General features: G+C 42.6%; 29 protein-coding genes. 10 read left to right on the top strand and 19 right to left on the bottom strand.

Going from position 1 to position 25,585, the window contains the following annotated elements; genetic code table 11:
* From AM228_RS14360 to AM228_RS29710, 4 genes are all read right to left on the bottom strand, one after another.
* Window positions 1-1,702, bottom strand: a 1,702-nt coding sequence (locus AM228_RS14360) for a DUF1156 domain-containing protein (RefSeq protein WP_231636799.1), incomplete at its 3' end; no start/stop codon positions are given.
* A 533-nt stretch (window positions 1,703-2,235) separates the two neighbouring features.
* Window positions 2,236-4,602, bottom strand: a complete 2,367-nt coding sequence (locus tag AM228_RS14355) for a C39 family peptidase (protein ID WP_054466793.1) — start codon at window positions 4,600-4,602, stop codon at window positions 2,236-2,238.
* A gap of 238 nt (window positions 4,603-4,840) precedes the next feature.
* Entirely contained in the window at window positions 4,841-6,538 is a 1,698-nt protein-coding gene (locus AM228_RS14350; protein WP_054466792.1) for an ABC-F family ATP-binding cassette domain-containing protein, read from the bottom strand.
* Between the two features lie 821 nt (window positions 6,539-7,359).
* Window positions 7,360-8,226 carry a YgcG family protein gene (locus AM228_RS29710; protein ID WP_197285304.1) on the bottom strand — a complete coding sequence of 289 codons (867 nt, stop codon included), beginning with the start codon at window positions 8,224-8,226 and terminating at the stop codon, window positions 7,360-7,362.
* Between the two features lie 28 nt (window positions 8,227-8,254).
* Between AM228_RS29710 and AM228_RS32700 the strand changes: the two genes are divergently transcribed.
* Window positions 8,255-8,452, top strand: coding sequence for a hypothetical protein (locus AM228_RS32700; protein ID WP_156331792.1), 198 nt, complete (start codon window positions 8,255-8,257; stop codon window positions 8,450-8,452).
* Window positions 8,453-8,643: 191 nt separating this feature from the next.
* Here the strand turns inward: AM228_RS32700 and fabI are convergent, their stop codons facing one another.
* Window positions 8,644-9,420: an enoyl-ACP reductase FabI gene (fabI, locus tag AM228_RS14340; protein WP_054466800.1), complete on the bottom strand. Its 777-nt coding sequence runs from the start codon at window positions 9,418-9,420 to the stop codon at window positions 8,644-8,646.
* Window positions 9,421-9,935: 515 nt separating this feature from the next.
* On the opposite strand from fabI, the gene ntcA reads away from it, so the two are divergent.
* Window positions 9,936-10,607 carry a global nitrogen regulator NtcA gene (gene ntcA / locus AM228_RS14335; protein WP_054466791.1) on the top strand — a complete coding sequence of 224 codons (672 nt, stop codon included), beginning with the start codon at window positions 9,936-9,938 and terminating at the stop codon, window positions 10,605-10,607.
* Between the two features lie 168 nt (window positions 10,608-10,775).
* Complete coding sequence (locus AM228_RS14330) at window positions 10,776-12,443, top strand: DUF3084 domain-containing protein (RefSeq protein WP_054466790.1); 1,668 nt, start codon at window positions 10,776-10,778, stop codon at window positions 12,441-12,443.
* On the opposite strand, the gene AM228_RS32695 is transcribed toward AM228_RS14330, so the two are convergent.
* Window positions 12,440-12,598 (bottom strand): hypothetical protein, encoded by a 159-nt coding sequence (locus AM228_RS32695; protein ID WP_156331791.1) that lies wholly within the window; start codon window positions 12,596-12,598, stop codon window positions 12,440-12,442. The two genes, AM228_RS14330 and AM228_RS32695, sit on opposite strands and share 4 nt — an antisense overlap.
* Before the next feature lie 172 nt (window positions 12,599-12,770).
* Here AM228_RS32695 and AM228_RS14325 point away from each other — a divergent pair, with 172 nt between their 5' ends.
* Window positions 12,771-13,202 carry a RuvX/YqgF family protein gene (locus tag AM228_RS14325; protein ID WP_072160771.1) on the top strand — a complete coding sequence of 144 codons (432 nt, stop codon included), beginning with the start codon at window positions 12,771-12,773 and terminating at the stop codon, window positions 13,200-13,202.
* A 177-nt stretch (window positions 13,203-13,379) separates the two neighbouring features.
* Here the strand turns inward: AM228_RS14325 and AM228_RS14320 are convergent, their stop codons facing one another.
* The 4 genes from AM228_RS14320 to psbH all read right to left on the bottom strand — a co-directional run bounded on the left by AM228_RS14320 (window position 13,380) and on the right by psbH (window position 15,212).
* Window positions 13,380-13,643 carry a DUF3146 family protein gene (locus AM228_RS14320; RefSeq protein ID WP_054466789.1) on the bottom strand — a complete coding sequence of 88 codons (264 nt, stop codon included), beginning with the start codon at window positions 13,641-13,643 and terminating at the stop codon, window positions 13,380-13,382.
* A 100-nt stretch (window positions 13,644-13,743) separates the two neighbouring features.
* A complete protein-coding gene (pth, locus tag AM228_RS14315) occupies window positions 13,744-14,379 on the bottom strand; it encodes an aminoacyl-tRNA hydrolase (RefSeq protein WP_054466788.1) in 636 nt (211 codons plus the stop codon).
* Window positions 14,380-14,510: 131 nt separating this feature from the next.
* Complete coding sequence (locus AM228_RS14310) at window positions 14,511-14,807, bottom strand: TatA/E family twin arginine-targeting protein translocase (protein ID WP_054466787.1); 297 nt, start codon at window positions 14,805-14,807, stop codon at window positions 14,511-14,513.
* A gap of 201 nt (window positions 14,808-15,008) precedes the next feature.
* Window positions 15,009-15,212 carry a photosystem II reaction center phosphoprotein PsbH gene (gene psbH, locus AM228_RS14305; protein ID WP_054466786.1) on the bottom strand — a complete coding sequence of 68 codons (204 nt, stop codon included), beginning with the start codon at window positions 15,210-15,212 and terminating at the stop codon, window positions 15,009-15,011.
* 85 nt (window positions 15,213-15,297) lie between these two features.
* Between psbH and psbN the strand changes: the two genes are divergently transcribed.
* Window positions 15,298-15,435, top strand: coding sequence for a photosystem II reaction center protein PsbN (psbN, locus tag AM228_RS29705; protein WP_072160770.1), 138 nt, complete (start codon window positions 15,298-15,300; stop codon window positions 15,433-15,435).
* A gap of 404 nt (window positions 15,436-15,839) precedes the next feature.
* On the opposite strand, the gene AM228_RS14300 is transcribed toward psbN, so the two are convergent.
* Both AM228_RS14300 and AM228_RS14295 read right to left on the bottom strand, forming a co-directional pair.
* The gene (locus AM228_RS14300; RefSeq protein WP_054466785.1) at window positions 15,840-16,229 is read right to left on the bottom strand and encodes a type II toxin-antitoxin system VapC family toxin; all 390 of its coding nucleotides are present in this window, start codon (window positions 16,227-16,229) and stop codon (window positions 15,840-15,842) included.
* Window positions 16,219-16,446, bottom strand: coding sequence for a hypothetical protein (locus AM228_RS14295; protein WP_054466784.1), 228 nt, complete (start codon window positions 16,444-16,446; stop codon window positions 16,219-16,221). Before AM228_RS14295 ends, AM228_RS14300 begins: the two co-directional genes overlap by 11 nt.
* A 366-nt stretch (window positions 16,447-16,812) precedes the next feature.
* Between AM228_RS14295 and AM228_RS14290 the strand changes: the two genes are divergently transcribed.
* Together AM228_RS14290 and AM228_RS14285 are read left to right on the top strand one after the other, a co-directional pair.
* Window positions 16,813-17,088 (top strand): BrnT family toxin, encoded by a 276-nt coding sequence (locus AM228_RS14290; RefSeq protein WP_054466783.1) that lies wholly within the window; start codon window positions 16,813-16,815, stop codon window positions 17,086-17,088.
* Window positions 17,051-17,326 carry a BrnA antitoxin family protein gene (locus tag AM228_RS14285; RefSeq protein ID WP_054466782.1) on the top strand — a complete coding sequence of 92 codons (276 nt, stop codon included), beginning with the start codon at window positions 17,051-17,053 and terminating at the stop codon, window positions 17,324-17,326. The genes AM228_RS14290 and AM228_RS14285 overlap by 38 nt, the downstream gene beginning before the upstream one ends.
* 232 nt (window positions 17,327-17,558) lie before the next feature.
* Here AM228_RS14285 and AM228_RS32690 read toward each other — a convergent pair whose 3' ends face one another.
* Window positions 17,559-17,699, bottom strand: a complete 141-nt coding sequence (locus AM228_RS32690) for a hypothetical protein (RefSeq protein WP_156331790.1) — start codon at window positions 17,697-17,699, stop codon at window positions 17,559-17,561.
* Between the two features lie 52 nt (window positions 17,700-17,751).
* Here AM228_RS32690 and AM228_RS14280 point away from each other — a divergent pair, with 52 nt between their 5' ends.
* Complete coding sequence (locus tag AM228_RS14280; protein ID WP_054466781.1) at window positions 17,752-17,994, top strand: hypothetical protein; 243 nt, start codon at window positions 17,752-17,754, stop codon at window positions 17,992-17,994.
* 634 nt (window positions 17,995-18,628) lie between these two features.
* Here the strand turns inward: AM228_RS14280 and AM228_RS14270 are convergent.
* The 3 genes from AM228_RS14270 to AM228_RS14260 all read right to left on the bottom strand — a co-directional run bounded on the left by AM228_RS14270 (window position 18,629) and on the right by AM228_RS14260 (window position 20,262).
* Window positions 18,629-18,892, bottom strand: a complete 264-nt coding sequence (locus AM228_RS14270; RefSeq protein WP_054466779.1) for a hypothetical protein — start codon at window positions 18,890-18,892, stop codon at window positions 18,629-18,631.
* 124 nt (window positions 18,893-19,016) lie between these two features.
* Entirely contained in the window at window positions 19,017-19,925 is a 909-nt protein-coding gene (locus AM228_RS14265; RefSeq protein WP_054466778.1) for a hypothetical protein, read from the bottom strand.
* A 4-nt stretch (window positions 19,926-19,929) separates the two neighbouring features.
* Entirely contained in the window at window positions 19,930-20,262 is a 333-nt protein-coding gene (locus AM228_RS14260; protein ID WP_156331789.1) for a hypothetical protein, read from the bottom strand.
* A gap of 159 nt (window positions 20,263-20,421) precedes the next feature.
* On the opposite strand from AM228_RS14260, the gene AM228_RS14255 reads away from it, so the two are divergent.
* Window positions 20,422-21,867, top strand: coding sequence for an NB-ARC domain-containing protein (locus tag AM228_RS14255; RefSeq protein ID WP_231636798.1), 1,446 nt, complete (start codon window positions 20,422-20,424; stop codon window positions 21,865-21,867).
* Window positions 21,868-22,020: 153 nt separating this feature from the next.
* Here the strand turns inward: AM228_RS14255 and AM228_RS32685 are convergent, their stop codons facing one another.
* Window positions 22,021-22,284: a hypothetical protein gene (locus tag AM228_RS32685; RefSeq protein ID WP_156331788.1), complete on the bottom strand. Its 264-nt coding sequence runs from the start codon at window positions 22,282-22,284 to the stop codon at window positions 22,021-22,023.
* Between the two features lie 55 nt (window positions 22,285-22,339).
* Here AM228_RS32685 and AM228_RS14250 point away from each other — a divergent pair, with 55 nt between their 5' ends.
* Window positions 22,340-22,639 carry a hypothetical protein gene (locus AM228_RS14250; protein ID WP_054466776.1) on the top strand — a complete coding sequence of 100 codons (300 nt, stop codon included), beginning with the start codon at window positions 22,340-22,342 and terminating at the stop codon, window positions 22,637-22,639.
* A 99-nt stretch (window positions 22,640-22,738) separates the two neighbouring features.
* On the opposite strand, the gene AM228_RS14245 is transcribed toward AM228_RS14250, so the two are convergent.
* On the bottom strand, window positions 22,739-24,046 hold the full coding sequence (locus AM228_RS14245) for a hypothetical protein (protein WP_231636797.1): 1,308 nt from the start codon (window positions 24,044-24,046) through the stop codon (window positions 22,739-22,741).
* Window positions 24,047-24,105: 59 nt separating this feature from the next.
* On the bottom strand, window positions 24,106-25,440 hold the full coding sequence (locus AM228_RS14240) for an APC family permease (RefSeq protein WP_054466775.1): 1,335 nt from the start codon (window positions 25,438-25,440) through the stop codon (window positions 24,106-24,108).
* Window positions 25,441-25,585 lie beyond the last annotated feature (145 nt).

Here is a 25,585-nt window from a genome sequence, read left to right as displayed (position 1 = left end):
TGAGTTCTGACCAGAATAATTCTGGGAAAATATCCCCTAATGTCCGTTTCATCCAAACATAGAAAAAATCGGAAAGTTCCGCATATTGGATCGTAGCATAATAGGGCGGGTCAGTGATAACCGCGTCCACAGATTTATCGGCAATATGATACAGGCTATCCGCCGAAGCCGCATCAATTTTAATGCTTTTGGGTTCGGTTTCTAGGATACCCGGTAAGCTGAGAGATTGGGCTTTTGTGCCGAATAATTCACAAAGGCTTCTATATTCAGAAACAAAAGCATCAGCACACCAATACCATAATTCACTTGCACCGTTAATTTCTGGATAATTCCACATTAAATTTAAAGAATGTTGTGCTGACGCTCTTTTTGAGCCAGCCCTTGATGAATCCCAATTAGCTAATCTACAATTCATATCAACACATCTATCTAATACTAAAGCCAAATAAGTGCAAATTGCCTCTACTTTTTCTGGTTCATATTCAGCCCGGATTAACTCCTTCGCTTCGTTGATAATTTCTACATAAGTCACCAGAGTTAAAAGCTGTCGCGGGTTAAATAATTTATTCCATGAGTCTATGCCTATACTAAAAAGTCTTTCTGTCTCTTGGCCATGAGGAATATCTATAATCGGAATTATCTCAATATTTTTGATATTTTTTAAAAAAATATTTAAAACTTTTTGATAACCGTCTAAATCAAACTGATTAGGAAGTCTAAACTCTAAACTGCTTTTTCCTTTTTTATAAGCCACTGCATATAACTGATGTCCTAAACCGACAGATTGGGCTTGAGATTTAATCACTTCATCCTCAATAATATTGCCACAACTAGGACATCTACCCACCCCACGACTAACCGTAGTGTAATCATCAGGATTATATTCGCCCTCATCGGTTTTAATCGTCGTTCCTTTCCCTTTTTTCCCCTTAATTAACTCAAAATCAACCCGCTTTTCTGTCAAATTGGGAATTGGTTTCACCGCGTACCAATCACTCGTAACTTTTCTAGCTTGTCCTTTTCCAGCATAGTTACTTGTTTTACTTAACCACCAATTTGGACTTAAGGGAGCCACAGACTGACAACTAGGACAAACTACCGTATGTGCCCATAAATAATTTTGGACAACTTCCTCACTTTTGGGGGTTGAAGGGAAAAATTCCGCTAATCTTTTCTCCGCTTCATCCCCGACCCACTTCACCCAACGGTCAATATCCACTTGTAAATCGGGTCCAAATTTTACCGGATATTCCATTGCAGCTTTCATAGTCACAACTGCCACCGGATTCAAATCCGAAGCTAACACATTTAACCCATATCTAGCCGCTTCAAAAGGAATACTCCCCCCACCAGCAAAAGCATCTAAAACTGTAGGGTTTCGGTTGCCCCAAACTCTCTCACAATAATCATGGACTTTCCCTACTCTAAAATATCCTGGGGGCACTTTATAAAGTCGCAAATTAGCATCAGGTTTTAACCCCTCCAATTCTGGATGTAATCCCAGTAAATATTCAAACTCATCTAATGAAATATCCTCTGGCAACAGAGAAGCCAAAACCGAAGCGCGAGAGAAAGATAACGGCTTCCGAGAATACCAGCGATGTAATCCTTTAAATGGATTCCCCCCATGTTCATAAGCCACCTGTTGATTTAACAGTTTCACTGGCATAATTCTCTCGATCAATAATCTATCTTTGTTCATTGTTGTTTGTTGTTTGTTGGTTGTTGTTTGTTGTTTGTTGGTTGTTGTTTGTTGTTTGTTGGTTGTTTGTTGTTTGTTGGTTGTTGGTTGTTGTTTGTTGGTTGTTGGTTGTTGATGGTTCTTTATTGAATCTGTAGGGGCGAAGCATAAAGCCTGACGGCATAGCTTCGCTTACCGGGCAAAGGATTTATGGGGAAAAACAGACAATTTATTACCCGAATGCTTCGCCCTTACGTTGTTGGTTGTTTGTTCGTTGTTGGTTGTTTGTTGATTGTTGAATTCAATCTGTAGGGGCGAAGCATAAAGCCTGACGGCATAGCTTCGCTTACCGGGCAAAGGATTTATGGGGAAAAACAGACAATTTATTACCCGAATGCTTCGCCCTGACATATAATTGTTGATTGTTGGTTGTTGATTGTTGTTTGTTGATGGTTGATGGTTGATTGTTTATGTTTGACAACCAACAAACAACAACCAACCACCAACAAAGAACAAACAACCAACAACCAACAACCAACAACAAATAACACTGATTAAGTGGAAATAAAATGCGCCCAAACATTACCATCAGGGCCGCAAACTCGATCCATATAACCATAAGGATAAAGTAAACGACGACCCTCGGTATAACTATAACCAGTCAGGGCATCTCCCCAGGGGTCATTAAGAATATATCCCTGAGTATTGTAGCCAATGATTGTGGCAATATGTCCCGTAGCGGTAAAGTCCCCGGCAATCACAACTGGGCGGCGATTAATCAGTTCATTATCTACGTCTGACCAGCGACGAGTGGTGCTAAAACTATGTTTATATCCATAAGCGCGAATCAATTCTGCCAATACGGTATGGTCGGTTTGGCAGCCTTCCCCATAGCGATTGAAACACCATTGCAATAGTTCGTCTTCGAGTTGTCCGCCCCACTGCGATCGCTCCCCATAATAGTACATTACCATCGCGATCGAAGTGACATTGCAAGTAGACCAATAAAACCGAGGATTATCTCGTTGGGAAAAATAAGGAACATTCAGTTCAATTTGTTTGGGTAATGGATCGAAAACTTGGCTACCCCGTCGCATCGTCACATGACCCGGCCAAACATAGCCCGTATTACCAAAATTGGCAAAATTTTCGGTTAATGAAACTTTGATATTTCCCGCTTCAATACTATAGCTGGAAACCCCATAAATTCTTCCCACAGGTAAGCTTAATTTGTCACTGGCACTTAAAGTAGAAGCAGGAACGGCACGTCTTTTAAAATCAGTGGCTTGCCGAATGGTCATGGTTAAAGCATCGGGATCGTAAGGAACCGTTTGCCCATCTTTTTTAATTTGCACATGGAGATGGTAGAGAAATCCCACTCGACCAAAACCAGGAATCGATTCGGTCAGCGTCACCCGAAAATGACCAGAAGTTGAGGCATATCCGGTCAGATTAAAACTTTGCCCTAATTTCAGTTCGGCTTTTTGATTCGCGGCTAAATTCGCCGAATCGTCGGGTCTGGATTTAATAAAAGTTGTGCTAGTTACTAACAGTTGGGCAGTACCGGGAATTTCGGGCACATCCGCCAGATCAAATCTCAGGACTTCCTGACCTTTGCTCATTTGCACATGGCCTTCATAAAAATAGCCAAAATCCCCAATCGGTGCGATCGGTGGGTCAAGGGTGACTCTTAAATGTCCATCGACTAATCCATATTGGCTGACCGCAAAAGTTTGACCCGTTTTCACCATCACTTTTTGCCGATTATTCAGAGTGGTCGAGTCCACGGGGGAAGCTTTAAATAATGTGTCGCGGGTTACTCGAAGTCTTAAAGCTTGGGGACTTGTTCCGGCAGGAGAGACGGTAATATTTACAATTTGGCTATCTAGCACTTTTCCTGTGCGATCGCTCCCCCGCAGTCTCAGCCAACGGGCACCAGGGGTACTGAAACCATTGGGCAATGACACAGCCCAAGTTCTAGCGCTTGAGTTTAAGCTGACGGTCAGGGGATGTTTATCTTCGGCGATTAATTCTACCTTAGTCATAACTCGTGGATCGTAAGTCCCGGTCAAATTTGTCGCCCGGTTAGCCACCACCGCACTTGGGCCGGTATAGTTTAGCCGTGGGGCGGCATTAACCACCGTGTTCCCCCGTCTCAGTTCCACAAAGTCAGGAGAAAGATAGCCGGTATTCCCAAACGGGGGTAAGTTTTCTGTCAGCGATACTTTCAGTTGTCCCGCTTCCATGACGTAGCTGCTTACTCCGTAAATCATCCCCACTGCGAGAGTATATTGTTCTTCCGGTTTTAGTTGGGACGAGTCAATGGGCTGCTTTTTAATTACGGTGTTTCGCAGCAGCACCAAATTCAGCGCATTCGGGTCGAATGCAATCAGTTTGCCATCTCTTTTAATCTGGACATGGAGGTTGTAGAGATAACCAATCCGGCCAAAATTTTCCAGGGGCTGATTGAGCGTTACCCGAAAATGATCCGCTACCGAGGCATAACCGAGAATTAAAAAGGATCTCCCCGCCGCAAGATCCATTTGTTGGTGCGATCGCAGGTTACTGGAACTTTCCGGTGAGGTTTTAATTTTGGTATTTTGAGCAATCCACAGCAGAGAAAACCCCGGAGGTGGGTCAGCCACGTCGTGAATACTACCCACGGTCTGAGAAGTCGCTGAGGCTGGGGTGATTTGCACGTGGGGTTCAAAAAGGTAGCCCGTGGCACCTACTGGGGCAATGGGATTGACCAGTTCTACTTCAAAATGACCGCTATTGGATTGATATTTTCTGATAGAAAATGTCTGCCCCGCGACCAAGCGGACTTTTTGCCGGTCATTTAGAGTCGAAGAAGAAGCGGTAGACACTTTAAAAAAAGTCTCTTGGAGAATTCTCAGGTTAAAAGTTTGTCCGGTACTCATAAGGTTAGTTGCTGACGGTATTCGGTACTTCGATTAACCCCTACAGTCTACACCAATGAACCACTTCAGGCACAGAGAATCACAGAGAAAGCTACTGGGTAGTTTGACCCCTAAACCCTGCACTAATACCATGAACCACTTCAGGCACAGAGAACCACAGAGAAAGCTACTGGGTAGTTTGACCCCTACACCCTACACCAGAACCTCTCTGCTAAGAGCCTGTTTCAAGATATTAAGATCATTTTTTCTTTTTCTCCTGTTTTTTTGATCGTTTAGCCGCTGCTTTGGCTGCTTGTGCCGCCGCAATTTTTTCCTGTTTTACTTTGAATCGTTCTTCTTCTAGTTTATCCAAATAATAATGATAATCCCCGGCATATACTCTTAATTCTCCATCCCGAATTTCTACAATTTTATTGGCGACTTGGGAAATAAAATAGCGATCGTGGGAGACAATTAAGACGGTTCCCTCATAAGTTTGTAATGCTTCTTCTAGCATTTCTTTGGCGGGAATATCTAAATGGTTGGTCGGTTCATCGAGAATGAGTAAATTGGCCGGTTGGAGGAGCATTTTCGCCAAGGCAAGGCGGGCTTTTTCCCCTCCACTTAAAGCTTTGACTTTTTTAAATACTGTGTCGCCACTAAATAGAAATCGGCCTAATAATGTCCGCACGTCTTCATTTTTCCAGTCTGGAACTTCATCATGGAGGGTATCCATGACGTTTTTTTCTAAGTCTAAAGCTTCCGCTTGGTTTTGTTCAAAATAGGCAGGAATTACATTATGTTTCCCTAAAGCAACTGTTCCCTCCGTGGGGGTTTCTATGCCCATGATTAAGCGTAAAAGGGTGGATTTTCCGGTGCCATTTGCGCCTAAGAAGGCAATGCGATCGCCTCTTTTAATTTCTAACTTTGCCCCTAAGAACAGAATCTTCTCATCATAAGCATGGGTTAAATCTTGAATCGTCACGACTTCTAGCCCACTGCGAGGAGCGGGTTTAAAGTGAAAGTGTAAGGTTTTTAACTCGCCAATGGGAGCTTCGACTAATTCGATTTTTTCCAGTTGTTTCTCGCGGCTTTTTGCCTGGGTACTGCGAGTGGCACTCGCCCGGAAACGCTCAATAAATTGTTGTTGTTTTTCCAGTTCTTTCTGTTGCCGTTCAAAGGTAGTTTGCTGCATTTCCCGGCTGAGGGCTTTTTGTTCTAAGTATGAACTATAGTTTCCCAGGTAAGTGGTTGAAACCCCTCTTTCGGTTTCTACAATTTGCGTACAAAGACGATCCAAAAATTCCCGGTCATGGGAGACAATTACAATCGGGGTATTTAGTTGTTTGAGGTAGGTTTCTAACCATTCAATAGTTTCCAGGTCTAAATGGTTGGTCGGTTCATCTAAGAGCAAAATATCGGGTTCTTGCAGTAATATTTTGCCCAAATTCATCCGCATTTGCCAGCCCCCACTAAAGGCACTGACCAGGCGATCGCCGTCTTCGGAAGTAAATCCCATTTCTGGTAAGATTTTCTCAATTTGCGACTCTAATCCATAGCCGTCCAGGGCGTCAAATTGACGGTGGAGGCGATCGAGTTTATGAATCAGGGGATCTAAGTCTTCTGGGGCGGCGTTTTCCATCTCATGTTGCAGATGGTGTAATTGATTTTGAATGTCGTTCGCTTCCGTAAAAACTGCCCAAAATTCTTCGCGCACGGTACGCTGAAAATCCAGTTCAAACTCTTGGGATAAATAGGCGATCCGCAGACTTGCGGGCCGAATAATTTCCCCGGATGTGGGTTCAATTTGCCCCGCAATAATTTTTAGTTGGGTGGATTTTCCGGCACCGTTAACCCCCACCAAACCAATGCGATCGCCGGGTTTAATTTCCCAGTTGACATCTTTGAGGACTTGCCCAGTGGGGTAAATTTTACTAATATGTTCGAGTCGGAGCATTTTTATCCTTGTTGTAGCTGAATAGTAGCTGAATAGTAGCCAAATAGTAGCCAAATAGTAGCCAAATATTTGAATTTCGGTCATCGACCTGATGTATATTCATCTTTTTCGGTCATTTTGTAATGATTCAGATCACCAAAGATGAGAAACCATGAGAAAAATCGCCAAATTGGGTTCGGTCGAGTTACGATGGATTATAACCAAGCAGACTAGAGCTAAATTGAGGAGTTTCCGGCAAGAAAAGGTGACTCATGGAAAAAATTAATCAGGTTTGAGAACGATCATCTATCATAACACAGATAAGACAATACACAGATAACACAATATCTCTCAGCATATCTCTCAGCATATCTCTCAGGATAACTAGAACTTAGGCACTCGTCCTAGGTTGAGAGCAACCACCCCCTACGGGATCATCTCACTTTTGTAAGTACGGGCGGATTTTTCGCCCTTGAAGGTTTTTAGAAGAGAGGAGAGAGCAGAGACGAGATAGAAAATATTCAGAAAAAGTCTTTTTACAAAAGCAGGTATGATCCCAAACCCACAGAATAAACCCTACAAAACTATAATTATCAGAATATAAACAGTCAAAATTAAAAAGTAAAAATAGCCATTTAACCCGTTAAATTTTTGTTAAATATTGGTAATTTTATTATCAATAATTTTACTCTATGTTTTTTTATTTAGCTATAGCAATCCTAAAACCAGGTCGAAAATTTGCCCTCACCCCCAACCGACGCCTGCCCCCGCGAGGGGGCGAGATCGATGCATGGGAGAGGGGAATCTCATTCACAAATCCTGCACGGATAGCTATATATGCCTTAAAAATCTCCACCTATACTGCCACCATGACTATTCCCACCACCAAAATCTCGCATATCGTAATCACCACCATTTTTGATGATGACATCATCAATATCATCATCAATGCTGTCATCAGAATTTGTATAATTCCTGAGATTAGGATTATTACTGCCAAACAAAAAGAAAATACCAAAACCTAATAAAAGGCACATTCCTAATAAAAAAAGCATAATTTTAATTTGATTATATTTGCTTGTATCTGGCGGATTTTCTGCTAATAAATTCACTAAGGCTTGGGTTCCTATAAAGACTCCGCTATCCCAATTATTTTCGTGAAATTGGGGAATAATTTCGGTGTTAATGAGATTGTCAACTTGTTCATCGGAGATAATTTGTTTTACCCCCGATACGGTTTCAATTTCTACGCGGCGATCGCCAATCGAGGTTAAAAATAGTACCCCATTGTTTACCCCTTTTTTGCCAATGCCCCAATGATTAAATAGCTCAGTAGTAAATGCCTTGGGACTGGGTGCCGGTGCCGTAGTGGATACGGTGACAACCGCAATTTCTGCCCCAGTATCAGCCTCCAATTGGGAAATCATTTCATTAAGTAAAGTTTCGGTGCTTTGGCTGAGAATATTGGCCATATCTGTGACCCATCCATTAGACTCTTTTCTAGGATTTGGGACATCATTGACATTGAGAGCATGACTCAGTATAGGAAAGCCAACCAGGGATAAACTGAGTAAAATTATCCACAGTATGGGGGCAAATTTTGCCCCACCTACCCTGCCCCATCTGAGAATCAAAAGATTCATCAAAGAATCGAGAAAACTGAGATGTTTTCTGGGATGAATTGTTCGGAATTGACTAGATTTATCCATGATATGCTCCTGCTAAGTTTTCTGAAAAATGCTGCCTTTGAGCGATCGCCTATCTCTCCACAACTTCAATCAGACCACAACTTCAATCCCCGTTTTGGCTATTTCGGAAAAACGGGAATTTTTTAGGGCAAGAGGTAAAACCAAACCACGGGCGATCGCGAGCGAGATTAGAAACCGGGTTGCTTCAAGAAACCGGATTTCTATCATTAAAGCTTCTGAGAGTTAAGAAGTTACAGCGTTTTTCTGATTAGCGGGGGCGAAGCATTCCCGTAAAAAATTTACGCTTCTAACCATAGAACTTCTGCGGGAATGCAACGCCGCCCCTACAATCCCGGATCGAACCGACCAATATCTCTTGAAGAAACCGGGTTTCTGCCAGAAAAGAAACCCGGTTTCTTCAAGAAACCGGGTTTTTGATTACATTCCCATAATGTTGTAGCCAGAGTCTACATAAATCACTTGGCCGGTGATGCCACTGGACAAGTCACTACAGAGAAAAGCCGCCGTATTTCCCACTTCTTCTTGGGAGACATTTCGCCGCAACGGGGCGATTTTTTCCACATGGTGCATCATATCTAAAATGCCACCGACCGCAGAAGAAGCTAGGGTGCGAATGGGGCCTGCAGAAATCGCATTGACGCGAATATTTGATGGGCCGAGTTCGGCAGCTAAATAACGCACGTTCATTTCTAGGGCAGCTTTGGCAACTCCCATAACGTTGTAGTTGGGTATGACGCGCACGCCACCGAGATAGGATAAGGTGACGATCGCGCCTCCTTCGGTCATTAAGGGTTTCGCCGCTGCACTGAGATTGACCAATGAATAGGCGCTAATATCCAAGGCACGAGTAAATCCTTCACGGGTGGTATTGCTAAAATCCCCGCTGAGTTCATCTTTGCCTGCAAAAGCTAGACAGTGAATCAGGATGTCCAGCTTGCCCCATTTGTCTTTGATGACTTCAAAGGTAGACTGAACTTGCTGGTCATCTTGAACATTTAAGGGTTCAAAGATAGTGGGGTTGAGTGGTGCGACGAGTTCCTGGACTTTCTTTTCAAAGCGACCTTTGTCGTCAGGCAGGTATGTGACCCCAATATTTGCGCCAGCTTGGTGAAGCTGTTGTGCAATGCCCCAAGCTATGGAGCGATTGTTAGCAATTCCTGTAACGAGGGCATTTTTTCCGGTTAAATCTAGCATGAGCATATATTCTATATCTAAGGTGCGCGATCGATCGCTTCCCAAGGGAAGCGGACAGCGCTTAATATCCCTGTAATTGGGCAAGTTTACCCCGAATTGGCCTCAATTGTGCTATTTCTTTAAGTGTGAAATAGACCAGAGTGGATTTACGGATGCGTGAAATCCCATCTCCGCCTAATTGTGTTAAATTCCTTTGTGTAAATTTACTTAGATTAGCCAGGGGAATTTCCCACTGAGTACCACTGAGTACCACTGAGTGCTACTGAGTACCACACAGATGGGCAATTTGCTCAGAGAATTCGCCGACCCTTGTTGCCCGATCGCTTTCCCCTAGGGATTTTTTTAGATCGCCGCTCTCGGCTTAATTGTGTATATCGGGAGACAAAAACAACTGACTGTAAGTTTAAGTTTTGTAAACATAACATTCTCTAAACTCCGACAGTTGAACCCTTCCTGAACTCCGACAGAAACAGATCTGCAGCAGAGTTGACTCGGCCCCTAATAGACTATTGGACATGGTAATGACTCAAGATAGACCCCTAGAAGCTGTATTTCGTCAGATGGGAACCGGGACATTTCCACCCGCCGTCGAGAATTTTGATCGCGGCAAAACGATTTTTTTCCCCGGGGATCCTGCTGAACGGGTGTATTTTCTCCTCAAAGGAGCCGTCAAACTCTCCAGAGTGTACGAAGCTGGAGAGGAAATCACCGTCGCACTGCTGCGGGAAAACAGTGTGTTTGGTGTGCTGTCGCTGATTACAGGTAATCGTTCAGACAGGTTTTATCATGCGGTGGCTTTTACCCCCGTGGAGTTGCTCTCGGTGCCTATTGAACAAGTGGAAAAAGCCCTGAAAAATGACCCAGAACTGTCGATGCTGATGTTACGGGGCTTGTCATCGCGGATTTTGCAAACAGAGATGATGATTGAAACCCTGGCACACCGAGATATGGGGTCGCGGTTGGTGAGTTTTCTGTTAATTCTCTGTCGGGATTTCGGCGTACCGACCGCAGATGGGATTACGATTGATTTGAAACTGTCCCATCAGGCGATCGCTGAGGCGATCGGTTCCACCAGAGTCACTGTCACCCGACTCTTGGGGGAATTGCGAGAGGATCAAATGATCTCCATTCACAAGAAAAAAATCACCGTTCACAAGCCGGTGGCCTTAAGTCAGCAATTTACTTGATGCGGAAGTAATCAATTCAGCGATTGACTCATTGTTGATTATCTGGGCTAATCAATGCCAAACCCAAGCTCATTTGCCATTTCGCGTACCTACGACCAGCCGTAAATCAGCCTGTCAATCAACCGCCCCTTAAAAGTAATCAAAGTAAAAATTAACGACCAACGAGTAATGACCAGTGCCTATATTTTGATTCTGGCCATTTTGGTCTTAGGTGGCTTACTGGCAACCCTGGGCGATCGCCTGGGGACGAAAGTCGGTAAAGCCAGACTCAGTTTATTTAATCTTCGACCGAAACAAACCGCCACCGTTGTCACCATTATTACCGGCACCATTATTTCCGCATCGACGTTGGGAATTCTGTTTGCCACGAGTAAATCTTTACGGGTGGGAATTTTCCAACTTGATGAAAAACTCAGAGAATTACGTCAAGCCCGTCAAGAGCTTACCGAAGTGACTCTACAAAAAACTCAAGTAGAGCAACAATTGGCTCAAGCCCAAAAGGAACAAACCCAAGCCCAAAAAAAATTAGATGCCATTAACCAGTATCTACAGCAAGCCATTAATCGGCAAAGTGAAACAGCGGTGAAACTGAATCAAGCCGAAAGTAAACTTAGCCAAGTTGAAACTGATTTTCAACGGGCTAAGACGCAACTCGGTCTGATTGAATCTCAGTATCAGCGGGCGCAAAGTCAGTTGGCAACTTTTTCTGAGCAAGCCCAAAACTTGCGTCGGGAAATTCAAAAACTCCAAAGAGAACAGCAAGAGTTACTGCGACAAAAAGAAGAAGTGCAATTGCAAATTGCCCAGAGAGACCAAGAAATTGCCCAACGTGAAGCGGAGATTCAAAAACGCGATCAAGAAATTACCCAACAAAAGCGTCAAATTGCCGAACAGGAAAGTCAAATTATGGCCAAACAAAGTCAAATTGACCAACAAACGGCTCAAATTATGGCCAAGCAAAGTCAAATTGACCAACAAACGGCTCAAATTATGGCCAAACAAAGTCAAATTGACCAACAAACGGCTCAAATTGACCAACAAAAACAAGAACTTACGGAACAACAGCAACAAATTGATCTAAGACAGGCAGAGATTGCCCAAAGAGATCGAGTGATTGCGGAACGAGAAAATCGGCTGAAAGAACTGGAAAGGCAGCAAGCTTTTTTAGAAAAAGATATTCAAAACTTAGAACAAAATTTTCAATTTTTACGCGAGGGCAACTTTGCGATTTTAAGAAATCAAGTTTTGGCTTCTGGGGTGGTGCGGGTTCTCCAACCATTAGGGGCGCGTCAAGCGGCTGAAGAACTGTTGCGGGAAGCGAATTTAGCTGCTATTCAACGCATCCGTCCGGGGACAAATGTTGCACAAGAACAAGTGGTACAAATTACCGCCACGGAATTTGAACGCCTGGTGGAACAAATTAATAATGGCCAACCTTATGTGGTGAGAATTATGTCTGCCGCTAACTATTTGGTTGGGGAAAAGATTGTGCAAGTGTTCGCCGATGCAGCGGTGAATAAAATTGTTTTTTTTCGCGGGGAAATTTTGGCGGGAACTTCTGTGTCTCCAGCAACGATGAGCGATGCAGAATTGCGACAACGCCTTGATTTGTTGCTGGCATCGGCGAGTTTTAGAGCCCGTCGTGCGGGAATGTTAGGTGAGCCGATCCAAATTGCTGAAGGTCGTTTGACTTTGTTGGAATTTATTGAGCAATTAAAGCAGTATAATCAAGAAGTGATTGTGCAGGCAATTGTTTCAGATGTGACTTATACTTCCGGCCCCCTAAAAATTAATTTAGTGGTGGTGCAAGACGGGCAAATTATGTTGAATAATTAGTTTTGTTGGTTGGTGGTTGTTCGGTAGGGATTCTTTGGTTGTTGGTGGTTGGGTAGGGATTCTTTGGTTGTTGGTTGGGGAAAGTCGTAGGGGCGAATGGCCAAGAGAGAAAAGAGAGGAGAGAAAAGAGAGGAGAGAATATCTTTCCTATGCATCCTCTTTCCTCTTTCCTATGCATCCTCTTTCCTATGCATCCTCTTTCCTCCCTTTCACTATTCACTCTCCCCTCTGCTCCCCCGCTCCTCTGCCGATGGCGGGCCTCTCTGCTCCCCCGCACCATCCGCTCCCCCGCTCCCCACAACCTATTCCCTGTATGAGAAAATATCCATGAATTACTATTCAATTACTTTTTTAGGTTTTGATCCAGGAAAAGATAAATGTGGCATTGCGGTGATGAAGTCAGATCAAACTCTGCTATTTCATCAGGTGGTGCCATCTGGTGAAGCGATCGCGACTATTTTTAGTCTCGCGAAACAGTTTCCGGTGGAAAAACTGATTATTGGCGATCAAACTACGGCGAAAAAGTGGATTAAAGAGTTAGAAAAATCCGGCTGGTCTACAGAGCAAATTGCGATGATTGATGAGCGATATAGTAGTCTGGAAGCCCGCGATCGCTATTGGCAAATGTATCCGCCTAAAGGTCTGCAATGGCTAATTCCCCAAGGGATGAGACAACCGCCTCGACCTGTGGACGATATTGTGGCGATTATTCTGATTGAAAGATATTTGGCAAAAATTAATGCTCCAGGTAATACCTAAAGCTAACCTCAAGCGTTTTTCAGATTACTGAACCACCGTAGGGCGAAGCATGACCGTAATCAAATTAATATTCTAAGCAAAAAGATATCTGCGGTCATGCTTCGCCCCTACAGATATTTGTGGTAGATTCAATAGAAAATTGCTGTAAAGCTAATCTAAAGCTAATCTAAAGCTAATCTAAATTTGGGCTTTAATGGTAAAGAAATAGTCTCCACCCGGTTCTAGTTGATAATCACATTTTTCCAAAAATCTGCCGAGAGGTTCTTGAATTAAAGCCCGTCCCCGGGAAGGAGCGATCGCCAGTTTTCCCTGGCGAAAACTCCATTTAAATTGCCAAACAAATTGACCGGCAATGACTTCTCCTTCCAGAGTTCCTTTTTGCCAAGAATGCTGAGTCACCCGTACATGAGCAGTAGTTTTGGGTAAATGCTTGTCACTCACCGATTTAGTTGATGATTTAGTTGATGATTTAGTTGATGATTTAGTTGATGATTTAGTTGATGATTTAGTTGATGATTTAATTGATGATTTAATTGATGATTTAGCTCACGGGCGGCACGGTACGACCATTATAAAGACTCATCGCTTTTTCTACCCCTTGCTTAATACTCAATTCCACAGCATCACCCACCAACTCAAGCACTTCTGAGATAATTGGTTTTTCCTCTGGGGCAAATTTGCCTAAAACATGGGAAACCGTGGAGGTATCCAGGTTACTCGGATCTGCCGGTTTGCCAATGCCAATCCGTAATCGAGGAAAATCTTGGGTGCCAAGATGGGCGATCGTGGACTTAATCCCATTATGACCGCCTGCGGAACCGGACAACCGCAGTCTAATCCGACCCGTGGGCAAGTCCATATCATCATAGACGACTAACACGGATGTGGGGGGTATTTTATACCAATCGGTGACAGAACGAATCGCTTGTCCCGATCGATTCATATAGGTTAAAGGCTTGAGTAGACGGATTTTTGCTCCTTTTGGCCCGACTCCTTCCCCAAATAATCCTTGGAAGCGTCGATTCTCTGGCAGGGAAATGCCCCAGCGACGGGCTAGGAGATCCACCGCGTCAAAACCTATATTATGGCGAGTTTGCTCGTATTTCTTTTCGGGATTCCCTAACCCAACGATTAACTGAGGAATCACTAAACTGGGAACTTCTGTTGCTTCTGTCATAAAAAGTGGAAAGAACGATTGAGTGAGGATGGCAATGCAGATGTTAATGCAGATGTTTCTAACCCCCACTCAAAACATTACATTTAACCCGGTCTGGGATCAAACATTTAATCAAACATTTTATTTTCTGATTAGCTTTGCCCAGAGGAACCCGTGGTGGTTTCTTCGGGAGAGGCGATCGCCACTTTGGTCGATGCCGCATCCGATGGCGCCGCCGATTTCACCGCCGACTCCCGTTTAGCGGCAGCCTCAAGCTGTTCCGCTTCTTTCTTAAATTCCGATTCAAATTCCCGCGAAGCTTCTTGGAAGCCGCGAATGGCTTTGCCCATACTCCGGCCAATTTCCGGCAGCTTCTTTGGCCCGAAGATTAATACCGCAATCACTAGAATGACAATCATCTCTGGCAAACCCAGCCCAAAAATATTCACACAGCCACCTCCGATTCTGAATGGACGACAATCTGCAACAGTTGGATTTAAGGCGATGGTCTTTCGATTACCACCTTGATACCGCGAAAAATGCGAGCGAGCAAATGTTTTCTATGATTTTAAAGCCCGCCTGAACTAACTGGGACAAATCCCAATTAAAAACGGCGGGCTATTGCGGGAAAACTTGTAAATGAGATGCGCCTATTTACCCAGGGTTGTCCAATTTACATTCACACCCTCAATCATTAGAGAGGAGTTGTAAATTTGCAGAATGATCAGCAGGAACACAAAAAATAGCCCCATGAAAACACCCATAACTGGGGTGGTGCCCCAACCGGGGGCTACTTTACCATACTCAGCGTTCAGGGGTCTGAGCAAATCTCCTAAGCCTGTGCGTTGTGCCATAAGTCACCTTTGATGAATGTACGCAGAAAGTTTTAACGATTCGTAATATTATAGAAGAAATAGTTCTCATAACCTATCTAATCACATGGAATCCTCTCCGGAAACTAATTTTATTATTGGCATTGCCGTCATTGTGATTGCGATCACTGCCTTTTCCATCTATACCGCCTTTGGACCACCGGCTAAAGAGTTGGCTGACCCGTTTGATGACCACGACGACTAAGCCAAGTTCAGCCCCCCTTGGCCAAGTTTAATTTTGTAACAACTCTTAATTTAGGTTCTCATTTTCCCCCAAGGATGGGCGAATTTGATGGGATCCCACAAAACCACCCCTCCACAAGTGGGGGGGGTGGTTTTTGCTTGAGATTTTTAGGAAAATCAATGATTCACCACTTTCGACACGAAGGACACAAAATAGTTTGGTAGGGTGTGTTAACGCAGCGTAGCGGAGTGTAACGCACCAAATCCATCGCTTTTTAGGAGATAGATATAAATCAGAGAAGGAATAATTCACTCCCATTGACACGAAGGACACAAAGGAAGTTACTTGACCTTCTTTGTGTTCTTTGTGCCAATGGGAGTGAATAAAATTTTCAGTAAAGAGGCGATTAAGTATAAGGTTTGAATTCACCACGCTACTGTTTGCAAGTCATCCACTTCCTGAAAATGAGCATCGCGAGTGACCAAAATCAAGCCATGTTGTAATGCAAGAGCAGCGATCCAGATATCATTTTCCGGTAAAGGACGACCTTTGAGCCTCAATTTGTGTTTGACTTCACCGTATTGTCGAGCCGTGTTAACATCACACCCAAGCACCATACTGCTGACAACTAATTCATCAATTCTGGCTAAATTTGCTTCAGGTCGCCCCGATTTTTTGGCACCATAACATAATTCTCCAATGGCAACAGTGGGAAGAAAAACTTCGTTGGCTTGAGCCAGACGATCTTTGACGACGTTTTCATTGGCAAACAGAGCAATAATGATGTTGGTATCCAGTAAATATCTACCACTCATTGATATCAACTTCCTCACAGTCTTGGGCGATCGCCTCACTCATCAATTGAAGCTCGTCGGACGGAATTGAACCAGCAAAACGTAGTAACTGCTTTCCTGGAGTCCCTCGAACTTCAGTTTTTAGCAATGTCTCAATAAACTCAAGTACCTGCCATTGCTTTTGCTGTGGCATCACTTTGAGTTGTTCAACGACTAGATCGATAATAGAAGTGTTCATGTATGTTCATCCGACTTTCTTTTTGACTATTGTAACAATAGCTGCTTTGTCCAAAGTGCTGAATAAGATTTTCCGCAGAGATTTTAGCGATCGCTTTTTCGGAAATAGATGACCTTAGTAGGGTGTGTTAACGCAGCGCAGCGGAGTCTAACTCACCAAATTTATTGCTTTTTAGGATAGAAGTAAGCGATCGCGCAGATCAGGGGAGAGAATCGCTTTTTCGGGAGAATGAATTACTCACTCCCATTGACACGAAGGACACAAAGGAAGTTACTTAACGGGAGAACAGTCAGAATATGTGTTAACATAAGTGGCTATAACTACATTTAGGTAGTTATAATCTTTAGTTAAGATGTAAATGAAGGGATGGAATTTGAGTGGGATGAAACTAAACGTCTTGCCAACCTCCGCAAACATGGAATTGACTTTATCGATATTCCCGTAGTTTTCGAGGGAGATATTGTCACCGTTGAAGATGACCGATTTAATTATGGGGAACAGAGGTTTGTAACTTTTGGTTTGTTGCAAGGACGAGTGGTGGCAATTGTCCATACAGAACGAGGAGAATCTACCCGGATTATTTCTGCGAGAAAGGCAACTAAATATGAACAACGAATTTACTTCGAGCAAATCTCAGACTGATTGGCAACGCCTAGATGCGATGACTGATGAAGAGATTGATTTCTCTGATTGCCCGGAAATTACGCCAGAAATGTTTGCTAAGGCAGTCGTTCAAAGAGGTTTACCCAAGTCTAAGACGAAAACTGAAGTGACTTTACCCATTGATAATGATGTTTTGGAGTGGTTTAAATCTCAAGGTCGGGGTTATCAGAATCAGATTAATCGCTTGTTAAGAGCATATATGGAGGCTCATCAATAGCGGAACAGATTCATGTGATTCGCGCCATTCGTCCGCTTTGCGGAATCGCGCTTATCGGGCGAGGCGATCGCTTTTTCGGGAGAATGAATTACTCACCACAAAGACACGAAGGACACAAAGGAAGTTCATTTACCTTCTTTGTGTTCTTTGTGGTGAATCAGATTTTCAGTAAAATAGGAGGGGATTCCGCAGCGTCCCGGAGGCGATCGCTTTTTACGAGAGAATGAGCAATTCACCACAGAGACACAGAGGACACAGAGGAAGAGAATCGATATCGCTTTTTAAGAGAGAACTGGGCGATCGTCTTTTTGGGAGATAAGCGATCGCTTTTTTGGGATAGATGGGCGATCGAAGCCTTGACTGAGAATTTCATTATGTTATAATTAAATTCTTATCAACCCTATAATATCCTGAAAAATAGACTTATGTCTAACTATACAATCAACCTAGATAAAGAAATTTATCAAACGCTCTTAGAGGTTTCCCAAAGCCAAGGTTTAACTCCAGAAAATTGGATTGCGGCTCAACTCTATCACAAGCAAGCAGAAGCAGAACCGTTGTCTGAAAAAATCGGGGACTTAATTGGTGCGATCGATAGTCAAGCAGAACCTCATCATCAATTTAACCCAACTGAGGCTGGTGGCTACGGCAGAAAGTCAAAAAATTAAACGTATCTTTACATTGGATAGTGATTTTTATGTTTATCGACTGTACGATCGAGACGCTTTTGAAGTCATACCCTAAAATATTAAAATTACGTTTTAGTCTAACATGAAATTAGCGATCGCTTTTTCGGGAGAATGAATTACTCACCACAAAGACACGAAGGACACAAAGGAAGTTAATTTACCTTCTTTGTGTTCTTTGTGTCTTTGTGGTGAATCAGATTTTCAGTAAAGAGGCGATCGCTTTTTTGGAGATAGATGGGCGATCGCTTCCATACATTGGTCTCTTGTATTCTTCCTATTCTTCGCGGTAAGAGGGGTAATATTCCTCAGAGTAGTCATGCTGATAACTATTAGGATAGCTGGATGGTGTTGTTTCGGTGTAACTACAGCTACGATATCCTACAAAAAATGGGTTTATGCAGCTTAGAAAATTCAGAACCAAAAGCGATGAACCACATAAAGCTAAAGCAATAATCACGGAGATAAAGGTTTTGATAGCTTCTGTTATCTTGGCAAAAAAGTTTTTTTCCATTTTCCAAATAAGTGATGATTTTTTTCACTTGTCCCGTTCTCGAACGGATAAAATTCCTCTCGATGACGTTTTATGATATTGATGGCATAGCTTGGTTATTGCTTAGTCATAATCGTTATCTGGATCGTACATCCAGCTAGAAGAATCGTAATCATCCATTGGGATATAGTTAGGGTTTGGTTCCCTGTAATCATCATCTGAATAATCGTGATCTATATCTTCATAGCCTATCGAGCTTGTAAATGCACTAACTCTTTGGCTAGAATAATTTTCATTAGTAGCTTGACTCGTGATTTGAGGCTGGAAGGTATCAGAATTAGACTCTTCTGTTGTCCATCCAAACAGACTGCTTAAAAACTTAATCATAAGATTTTTTACTCAATGTAATTAGTTGATCGCTTTTTTGGAGATAGATGAGCGATCGCTGTTTAGGAAATAGATGGGCGATCGCTCATATCTGTAAATCAGGCCATACTCAGCCCCAAATCAGTTAATCTTTTTCTGAACTAAACCCTCGAATGCTGGGAATATTGCGAGGACTTCCCAGAATCTTCATTGAGGGGATAACCTTAAAACCATCAGAGGTTATCTTAAAACCAGCCTGACTATTACTATTAAAGCCAGAAATAATCAGTTGACCACCTGATTGCGCTGTATAATGTTTGCGGAATTCACTGATTGCTCCAGTTGCTTTATTTTCAATTAGACAAAGCAGTGATAAACAAGGAAACCTGTCTGCCCCTTTCTGAGAAATGCGAAAGCTTTGAATGTTTTCTGCAAGCGGACGAAAAGTTTTTTCGATTACCCCGTTCAGACTATTCCTTTCTTCCCCTGCATAGGTGACAACTTCAAAGGGTTTCCAAGTAACCAGCGCACAAGCAGCATCGATAATTTCTAGATTGCTGTTAGTTCCCATATATAGGACAACACCATGTTTCCTGAGCGTTCCAACCGCATCCCCATATTTGTTAATCAGGCAAGTGATTGCTGGATCAAAGAATCTGGTGTTTATTAAACACATTGCTTCTCTAGCTAAATCTTGATTATTGACCACGGGCAGGTAGCTGCCAAAATCGTCTAGTTCAAAAGGAATTTTTAACGTAAAACTAGCCAGCTTTAAATCCGTAGATGCTAAAGTTTTAGACTCTTTTGAAGCTAACTCATATACTGTCCTTGTGATTTGATTGACACAATTTAGGATACTCGGAACTTTTTCCCCTTCGTGGATTTGACCCGTTTTTCCCAGCCAAGCAAAAATCTCTTCTATGAGTGCAGATGATCCTTGGTTAAGAAATATTTCTACCAGCCTAGTATAATCAGGTTTAATTTTTAGCTCAATATCTGACGGGGCTTTACCGTAATTCGGATCTATTTCTTTACGACGTTTAGATTCTCCCATATTTTTATCTCCTCTCCATAGCTCTTCTCATATCATCGATCACTTGTTCAACCGCATCCTCAAAACTTCTGTCCGATCGCCAATAATTACAGGCTAAAGACGCTTCTAGAACACCTTCAACAAGCTGCGGATCAGTTGGTATGAAATTGAAAGCCAAGGTTGTTAATACTATTTCTTTCAACTCGCTAAGTTCATTAGGGGAAAGAAATATATATTCTGGGCAGCCAGAACGACCTATCTCAACAACTTTAATTTTTAGCTTTTGCCTACAATTAGCATCTGAAGCATCTTTACCGAAATTCGGATCGAGATTTTTACGACGTTTAGCTTCTCCCATATAATGCATTCTCTATTGATTTCCTTGGATGAGCAAATGTCATCAGTCTATGATATAACGATTAAAATATTCTGTATAGTCGGAAAATATCCGATTTTATCGGCAATTTTTGGTAAATTTCCTTGCCTACTGTAGGAAAATGTAGGAAAATGTAGGAAAATGCAGGAAAATGTCGGATATAATAGGCAAACCCTGACATTGACCAAGCCGATGAATTTTAAGGAAATGTTAAAACTTGCCGACGATCTGGTGTTCGCAAAGACAGGTCAGCACCTCGATGACTTGCAAAAAGCGGTACTGCGAGGGACAGTCCAAGGTGAGACATACCAAGAAATCGCCGATGAGTCTCATTGTTCGGAAAGTCATGTGAGGAATGTGGGTTCTGAGTTGTGGCAAATCCTATCAGAAATGTTGGGGGAAGATATCCATAAATCAAATTTGCGATCCACAATGGAAAGGTTGCAAATTTCTATTTTTTCCGATAATTCTCTCCGAGATTCTATAAAAATTTGTAGCATAAATTTTTGTAGGGAAACTTTACCTTTCTCAGATATCCCCAAGAGCGAAAATAATCTGAAAAATCCTGAAGCCACATCAACAGAAACCCTGCATCAAGATTTGAGCGAAATGCCAGATTTGCGGATTTGTTATGACCGCACCGATGAACTAAAAACCTTGAAACAATGGGTGATTCAAGAAAATTGCCGCCTTGTCACCATCGAGGGGATGAGTGGCATTGGCAAAACGACCTTGGCAACCGAACTCATCCGCGAAATTAAAGATGAATTTGACTATGTAGTGTGGCGCAGTCTGGAAAAATGCCCCACTTTTGCCCAACTGGAAACCAGTCTAATTGATTTTTTTTCCCAGCCGTCAGAAATCCAATTAGGTCAAAAGAACCCTCAGCCTTTATCTCTGATTAAATATCTACAAAAGCATCGTTGTTTAGTCGTATTCGATGATGTTCAACACCTATTTAGTCCGGGAAAATCTGCCGGAGAATATAAACCCGAAACCCAGGATTATGCCACTTTTTTTAAACAAATTGAGGAATTATCCCATCAAAGTTGCTTCTTACTAATTGGGTGGGAACAACCGAGACAAGTTCCCCAGCACAACAGCGAGTATCATCCCATTCACAGCCTCAAACTTCGGGGCTTAAACTACAACGCAGCGCTAAAAATATTTAAGGATCGAGGGATTGCTAGTTCAGAGATGAGTCAATCCCTGATTTCCCTGTACCAAGGCAATCCTTTATGGTTAAAAATATTGGCCAATTTGATGCAAGACTTGGATCTCAGCCCTAGGGAGTTATTCTTAGAGAATACTATTTTATTAACGGAAGATTTAGTCGATAATTTAGCGCCACAATTTAAGCGGTTATCGCAAATGGAAATAGAGGTGATTTCCCGGTTAGCTAAGGAAGAAAAACCAGTCACTTTGGCTATGTTGCTAGAAGCTAATCATATTTCGGCGTCAGAGTTACTCAATGCCCTGCAATCTTTAACCAGGCGTTGTTTAATTGAAAAAACCGAAAAATCTTATGTGCTACCTCCTCTATTGCGGCATTATGCGATCGCATTTATGGCCACTGACAGTGATTAAATCAATGATTCACCGAAGCATCCCATCGGCAAACAAACCCGGTTTAACCCTCTGAGTTAATATTGTTTTTACAGCGTTTTTCAGATTACTCAACCACTTTAGGGCGAAGCATTCCGGTAGGGGCGAAGCATTCCGGCAGTTCATTTAATATTTTCAGCAGTAGGGGCGAATGGCCATTCGCCCGTACAAGGGCGAATGGCCATTCGCCCCTACGGAATGCTTCGCCCTTACAATATTTTCAGCAATGATTTGTCTGCGGTCATGCTTCGCCCCTACAGGTATTTGTGGTTTACTTGCTGAGAAAATTGCTGTAATAGAAAATGCATAGGGTCGCAATGCTTGCGCCCAAAATAACCTCGCAATCGTAGCAATAATTGTAGAAATAATTTCTGATGCTTGATATAATTGAGAGGACAATAGCGGGCAATTCCCACCACATCAACAATAAACTTGAATTAAGACTGGAATTAAAATGACAGAGCAAATCATTCAACGATTAGAAAAATACACGATTAAGCGTCCCACTGAAGTGCTAATTGTGAAAGCAGAAATTGATGGGGAAGCGGATGAAATTGCCATTTTCAAAGGATATTCTAGTTCTTTAATGCGTCCAACTGCTTTTGACCCAGATGTGCCGGTACTTCCCGATACCGCAGAAATTTTGACCATCGATCGCCTACAAGGTCCATTAAATCCCACAAATCCCATTTACATTGAGCAAGGACTGACCTGGGAAACCATCCAACCTTTATTAGAAGCCGTGGGATTATAAACTTTCCATCGCGGTGCCAGAAACCGGGTTTCTTTGATAACTTCGGCGAAACCGGGTTTCTTTTCTTGTGTTAATGGCGGTGAATTAATTGCTTAACTTTTATTGCGCTGCTTTCCGAGTGGCTAACATTAAATTAGAGTCTTTGTAAAATTTATAGCCAATGCCAAAATCTAAAGGCTGAATCGTCTTATCGCTTTGATAAATTTTTCGCAAATCAGCCTGATATCGACTGGCAAATAAATCAATCGGGGCAATGTATTGGCCGTAAAATTTCCGCTCCCATTTTGCTTCATCAAAATGTTTAACGGGCATTCCGGAATCATCCTGCAACACCGCATAGCTTTGGTTGAGAATTAACTCCCGAATCGTGGAAAATGATTCATTATACATCAAATAAGAAGCCGCTTTCAAATAAGTGACTGAATCCTTGGCATAACCTTGGGCAAATTCTACTAACTGTGGGGTTTTCTTCACGCCATCATTAGATAAATCCGTAGAAAAATAATGCAGGGTTTTAGGTTCAGATTCTCCAGCGGGTAAAAACGAAATTTTGACTCCGGGAATCATTCCTGCTGGAGTGGTACTTGTTTCTAAAATTTGAATCTTTGCCTCCGCATCCAAACCGACGTATTGCACATCCAAAATTTGATTGTTTGTGCGAGCCAAAAATAGTAATAAAATGGGCAAAACTCCTTGTTTGGCTAAATCCACTGCCATCGCTTTTGTGCGGAAAAAGCTATATTCAAGAATGGCATAAAGGGACTGATTAATAATTTGTAATTGTTGCGATCGCTGTCCCTCTAACATATTCAGCAAATCCGGGACTGTGCCCACAGGTTCAAGGCCAATCATTACATATTCTTTGGCGTTGGGGAAGAAAGAATAAGCGTATAAAAAATCAGGTCCGCTAAAAGGATAAAATATTGATGGCGCAGATTCGTTGATGGTTTTGAGTTCCGTTTCAGTCCATTTTCTGACTTTAGCAAGTTGTTGATTTTCTAGTTGCGGCCAACCCTTTTGAAAATATTGAGCATGATTTTTCCAACCGGTAGTATTTTGGATGGCAGCGAGGGGACTAGCATCCTCAATTTTCATCCCCGCAATTAACTTGGCAGTATCCGTTAATTTGGCCGATTTTTCTAAATCGAATTGGGCTAAGGGATCGGGGTTTGGTTCAGGTTTTGGCGTGGCTGTAGGTTCTTCGGTGACTGCCTCTGGGTTGCTTGCGGTGGTCTGATTTGTGTTGGCCGTTTGGCTGCTATTTTCGATTTTGCTGCCTTCAGTTTGCGGATTGTTACAAGACTGAATAAAAACTAGGGTAGAGATGATGGCTAATAAAAGCGATCGCGTGACTTTTTGATTCATTTTTTGATTCATTTTTTGATTCATGGTAATTTTGATAGTCATAGACTTCTTAGGAGTTTAACCGCTGAAAATATTCAGCATTCAGCAAGCCAAGCAACAATTTAATCAGCAAGTTTTTTCTTCACAGCCCAGAAATAGACCGGCAATCCCAGGGCGATCGTGTATAAACCCGCCACCGATTCAATCGGTTTATCTCTTAAGAGAAATATCATAATCCACAGACTAATTAAGAGAAAAATTATTGGCGTCACCGGATAGCCCCAAGTTTTATATGGTCGCGCCACTTCAGGGTAGCGAATTCTATGGACAAATACCCCTAAGACTGTGAGAAAAGAAGAAAGAGTCAGCGTAAATCCCAGATAAGTAATCACAGATTCAAATGTGGCGGTGATGATGAAAAATATCACGATCGCCAATTGGAATAAAATCGCAGTATAAGGAATTCCCAGCGCATTTTTCTTGGCTAAAATTCGGAAAACCGGGATATCTTCCCCAATCACCTGTGTCACCCTTGGGCCGGCTAAAACCATTGAACTAATGGAAGAAATTAGGCCAAAAGAAATTAAGAATGCCATAATTTTAGCCCCGATCGCCCCAAAAATCTGATTCCCAGAAATATAACCAATTTCCAATTGTCCGGCTAGTTGATCGATGGGGGTACTGTAGAGAAAAACCAAGTTTAACAACAAATATAACACCATAACGATCACCGTTCCCAGCAGCAAAGACCGGGGCAGATTTTTGGCCGGTTGGTCAATATCACTGGCTAAATAAATCGCCGCATTCCAACCGGAATAAGAATAAGTGACATAGACCATTGAAATGGCAAACGGCGCACTAAAAATCAGATTTGGATCGGCGGCAGAGGGCAAAAAGCTAATATCTTGGGGAGTAGCCATAACCAATCCGCAGGCAATAAATACCACAATCAGCAGCACTTTTAACAGGGTAAATATCTGTTGAAATGAACTGGCCAGTTTCAAATCTTTGGTATTCAATAGAGAAATCACGATCACCACGAATAAAGCGATCGCCTGTGGGTAAAAACTGGGTATATTTTCTGGTTCCCAAATGATTCTACAGAAATACCTTCCTAATGCGATCGCGGCAGCAGCGATCGGCGCCGCAAACCCCACCGTCACCGAAAGCCATCCCGAAAGAAAGCCTAAAGCCGGATGATATATCTTAGATAAATAGTGATATTCACCCCCAGACCGGGGCATCGCCGCCCCCAATTCCCCGTAAGCCAGGGCGCCACAGAGGGCGAAAACTCCCCCAACAAACCATAAAAACAACAAAGAAAAACCGGACTGAATATCCACCACCTGAAAACCCAGAGAAGTGAACACCCCGGTGCCAATCATATTCGCGACCACAAGACAGATCGCGGTCAACAAGCTGATCCGTTCAGGATGCTGATTCTCTGTATCCTTCATTGTCATTGAAGTTTCTTATCCCCTGTTTAAGATCAACCCTTGATTTGCAAGACTTCGGCTCGTCAATATGTAGATACTAACCCTGAAAATGATGGTCAGGAATTTGACTGCCTGAGCAAGTCACAAACACGCCTAAATTAACCCA

Source organism: Planktothricoides sp. SR001, assembly GCF_001276715.1.
GTDB lineage: Bacteria > Cyanobacteriota > Cyanobacteriia > Cyanobacteriales > Laspinemataceae > Planktothricoides > Planktothricoides raciborskii.
This window is presented reverse-complemented; position numbering and strand designations above follow the sequence as displayed.

What these genes read in the sequence shown, in the direction of transcription:
- AM228_RS14355 (WP_054466793.1), bottom strand. Translation starts at nt 4,602, where the DNA reads ATGAGTACCGGACAAACTTTTAACCTGAGAATTCTCCAAGAGACTTTT.
- AM228_RS14350 (WP_054466792.1), bottom strand. Translation starts at nt 6,538, where the DNA reads ATGCTCCGACTCGAACATATTAGTAAAATTTACCCCACTGGGCAAGTC.
- AM228_RS29710 (WP_197285304.1), bottom strand. Translation starts at nt 8,226, where the DNA reads ATGGATAAATCTAGTCAATTCCGAACAATTCATCCCAGAAAACATCTC.
- AM228_RS32700 (WP_156331792.1), top strand. Translation starts at nt 8,255, where the DNA reads ATGCTGCCTTTGAGCGATCGCCTATCTCTCCACAACTTCAATCAGACC.
- fabI (WP_054466800.1), bottom strand. Translation starts at nt 9,420, where the DNA reads ATGCTAGATTTAACCGGAAAAAATGCCCTCGTTACAGGAATTGCTAAC.
- ntcA (WP_054466791.1), top strand. Translation starts at nt 9,936, where the DNA reads ATGGTAATGACTCAAGATAGACCCCTAGAAGCTGTATTTCGTCAGATG.
- AM228_RS14330 (WP_054466790.1), top strand. Translation starts at nt 10,776, where the DNA reads ATGACCAGTGCCTATATTTTGATTCTGGCCATTTTGGTCTTAGGTGGC.
- AM228_RS32695 (WP_156331791.1), bottom strand. Translation starts at nt 12,598, where the DNA reads ATGCATAGGAAAGATATTCTCTCCTCTCTTTTCTCTCCTCTCTTTTCT.
- AM228_RS14325 (WP_072160771.1), top strand. Translation starts at nt 12,771, where the DNA reads ATGAATTACTATTCAATTACTTTTTTAGGTTTTGATCCAGGAAAAGAT.
- pth (WP_054466788.1), bottom strand. Translation starts at nt 14,379, where the DNA reads ATGACAGAAGCAACAGAAGTTCCCAGTTTAGTGATTCCTCAGTTAATC.
- psbH (WP_054466786.1), bottom strand. Translation starts at nt 15,212, where the DNA reads ATGGCACAACGCACAGGCTTAGGAGATTTGCTCAGACCCCTGAACGCT.
- psbN (WP_072160770.1), top strand. Translation starts at nt 15,298, where the DNA reads ATGGAATCCTCTCCGGAAACTAATTTTATTATTGGCATTGCCGTCATT.
- AM228_RS14300 (WP_054466785.1), bottom strand. Translation starts at nt 16,229, where the DNA reads ATGAGTGGTAGATATTTACTGGATACCAACATCATTATTGCTCTGTTT.
- AM228_RS14295 (WP_054466784.1), bottom strand. Translation starts at nt 16,446, where the DNA reads ATGAACACTTCTATTATCGATCTAGTCGTTGAACAACTCAAAGTGATG.
- AM228_RS14290 (WP_054466783.1), top strand. Translation starts at nt 16,813, where the DNA reads ATGGAATTTGAGTGGGATGAAACTAAACGTCTTGCCAACCTCCGCAAA.
- AM228_RS14285 (WP_054466782.1), top strand. Translation starts at nt 17,051, where the DNA reads ATGAACAACGAATTTACTTCGAGCAAATCTCAGACTGATTGGCAACGC.
- AM228_RS32690 (WP_156331790.1), bottom strand. Translation starts at nt 17,699, where the DNA reads ATGAAATTCTCAGTCAAGGCTTCGATCGCCCATCTATCCCAAAAAAGC.
- AM228_RS14280 (WP_054466781.1), top strand. Translation starts at nt 17,752, where the DNA reads ATGTCTAACTATACAATCAACCTAGATAAAGAAATTTATCAAACGCTC.
- AM228_RS14270 (WP_054466779.1), bottom strand. Translation starts at nt 18,892, where the DNA reads ATGATTAAGTTTTTAAGCAGTCTGTTTGGATGGACAACAGAAGAGTCT.
- AM228_RS14265 (WP_054466778.1), bottom strand. Translation starts at nt 19,925, where the DNA reads ATGGGAGAATCTAAACGTCGTAAAGAAATAGATCCGAATTACGGTAAA.
- AM228_RS14260 (WP_156331789.1), bottom strand. Translation starts at nt 20,262, where the DNA reads ATGGGAGAAGCTAAACGTCGTAAAAATCTCGATCCGAATTTCGGTAAA.
- AM228_RS14255 (WP_231636798.1), top strand. Translation starts at nt 20,422, where the DNA reads ATGCAGGAAAATGTCGGATATAATAGGCAAACCCTGACATTGACCAAG.
- AM228_RS14250 (WP_054466776.1), top strand. Translation starts at nt 22,340, where the DNA reads ATGACAGAGCAAATCATTCAACGATTAGAAAAATACACGATTAAGCGT.
- AM228_RS14245 (WP_231636797.1), bottom strand. Translation starts at nt 24,046, where the DNA reads ATGACTATCAAAATTACCATGAATCAAAAAATGAATCAAAAAATGAAT.
- AM228_RS14240 (WP_054466775.1), bottom strand. Translation starts at nt 25,440, where the DNA reads ATGAAGGATACAGAGAATCAGCATCCTGAACGGATCAGCTTGTTGACC.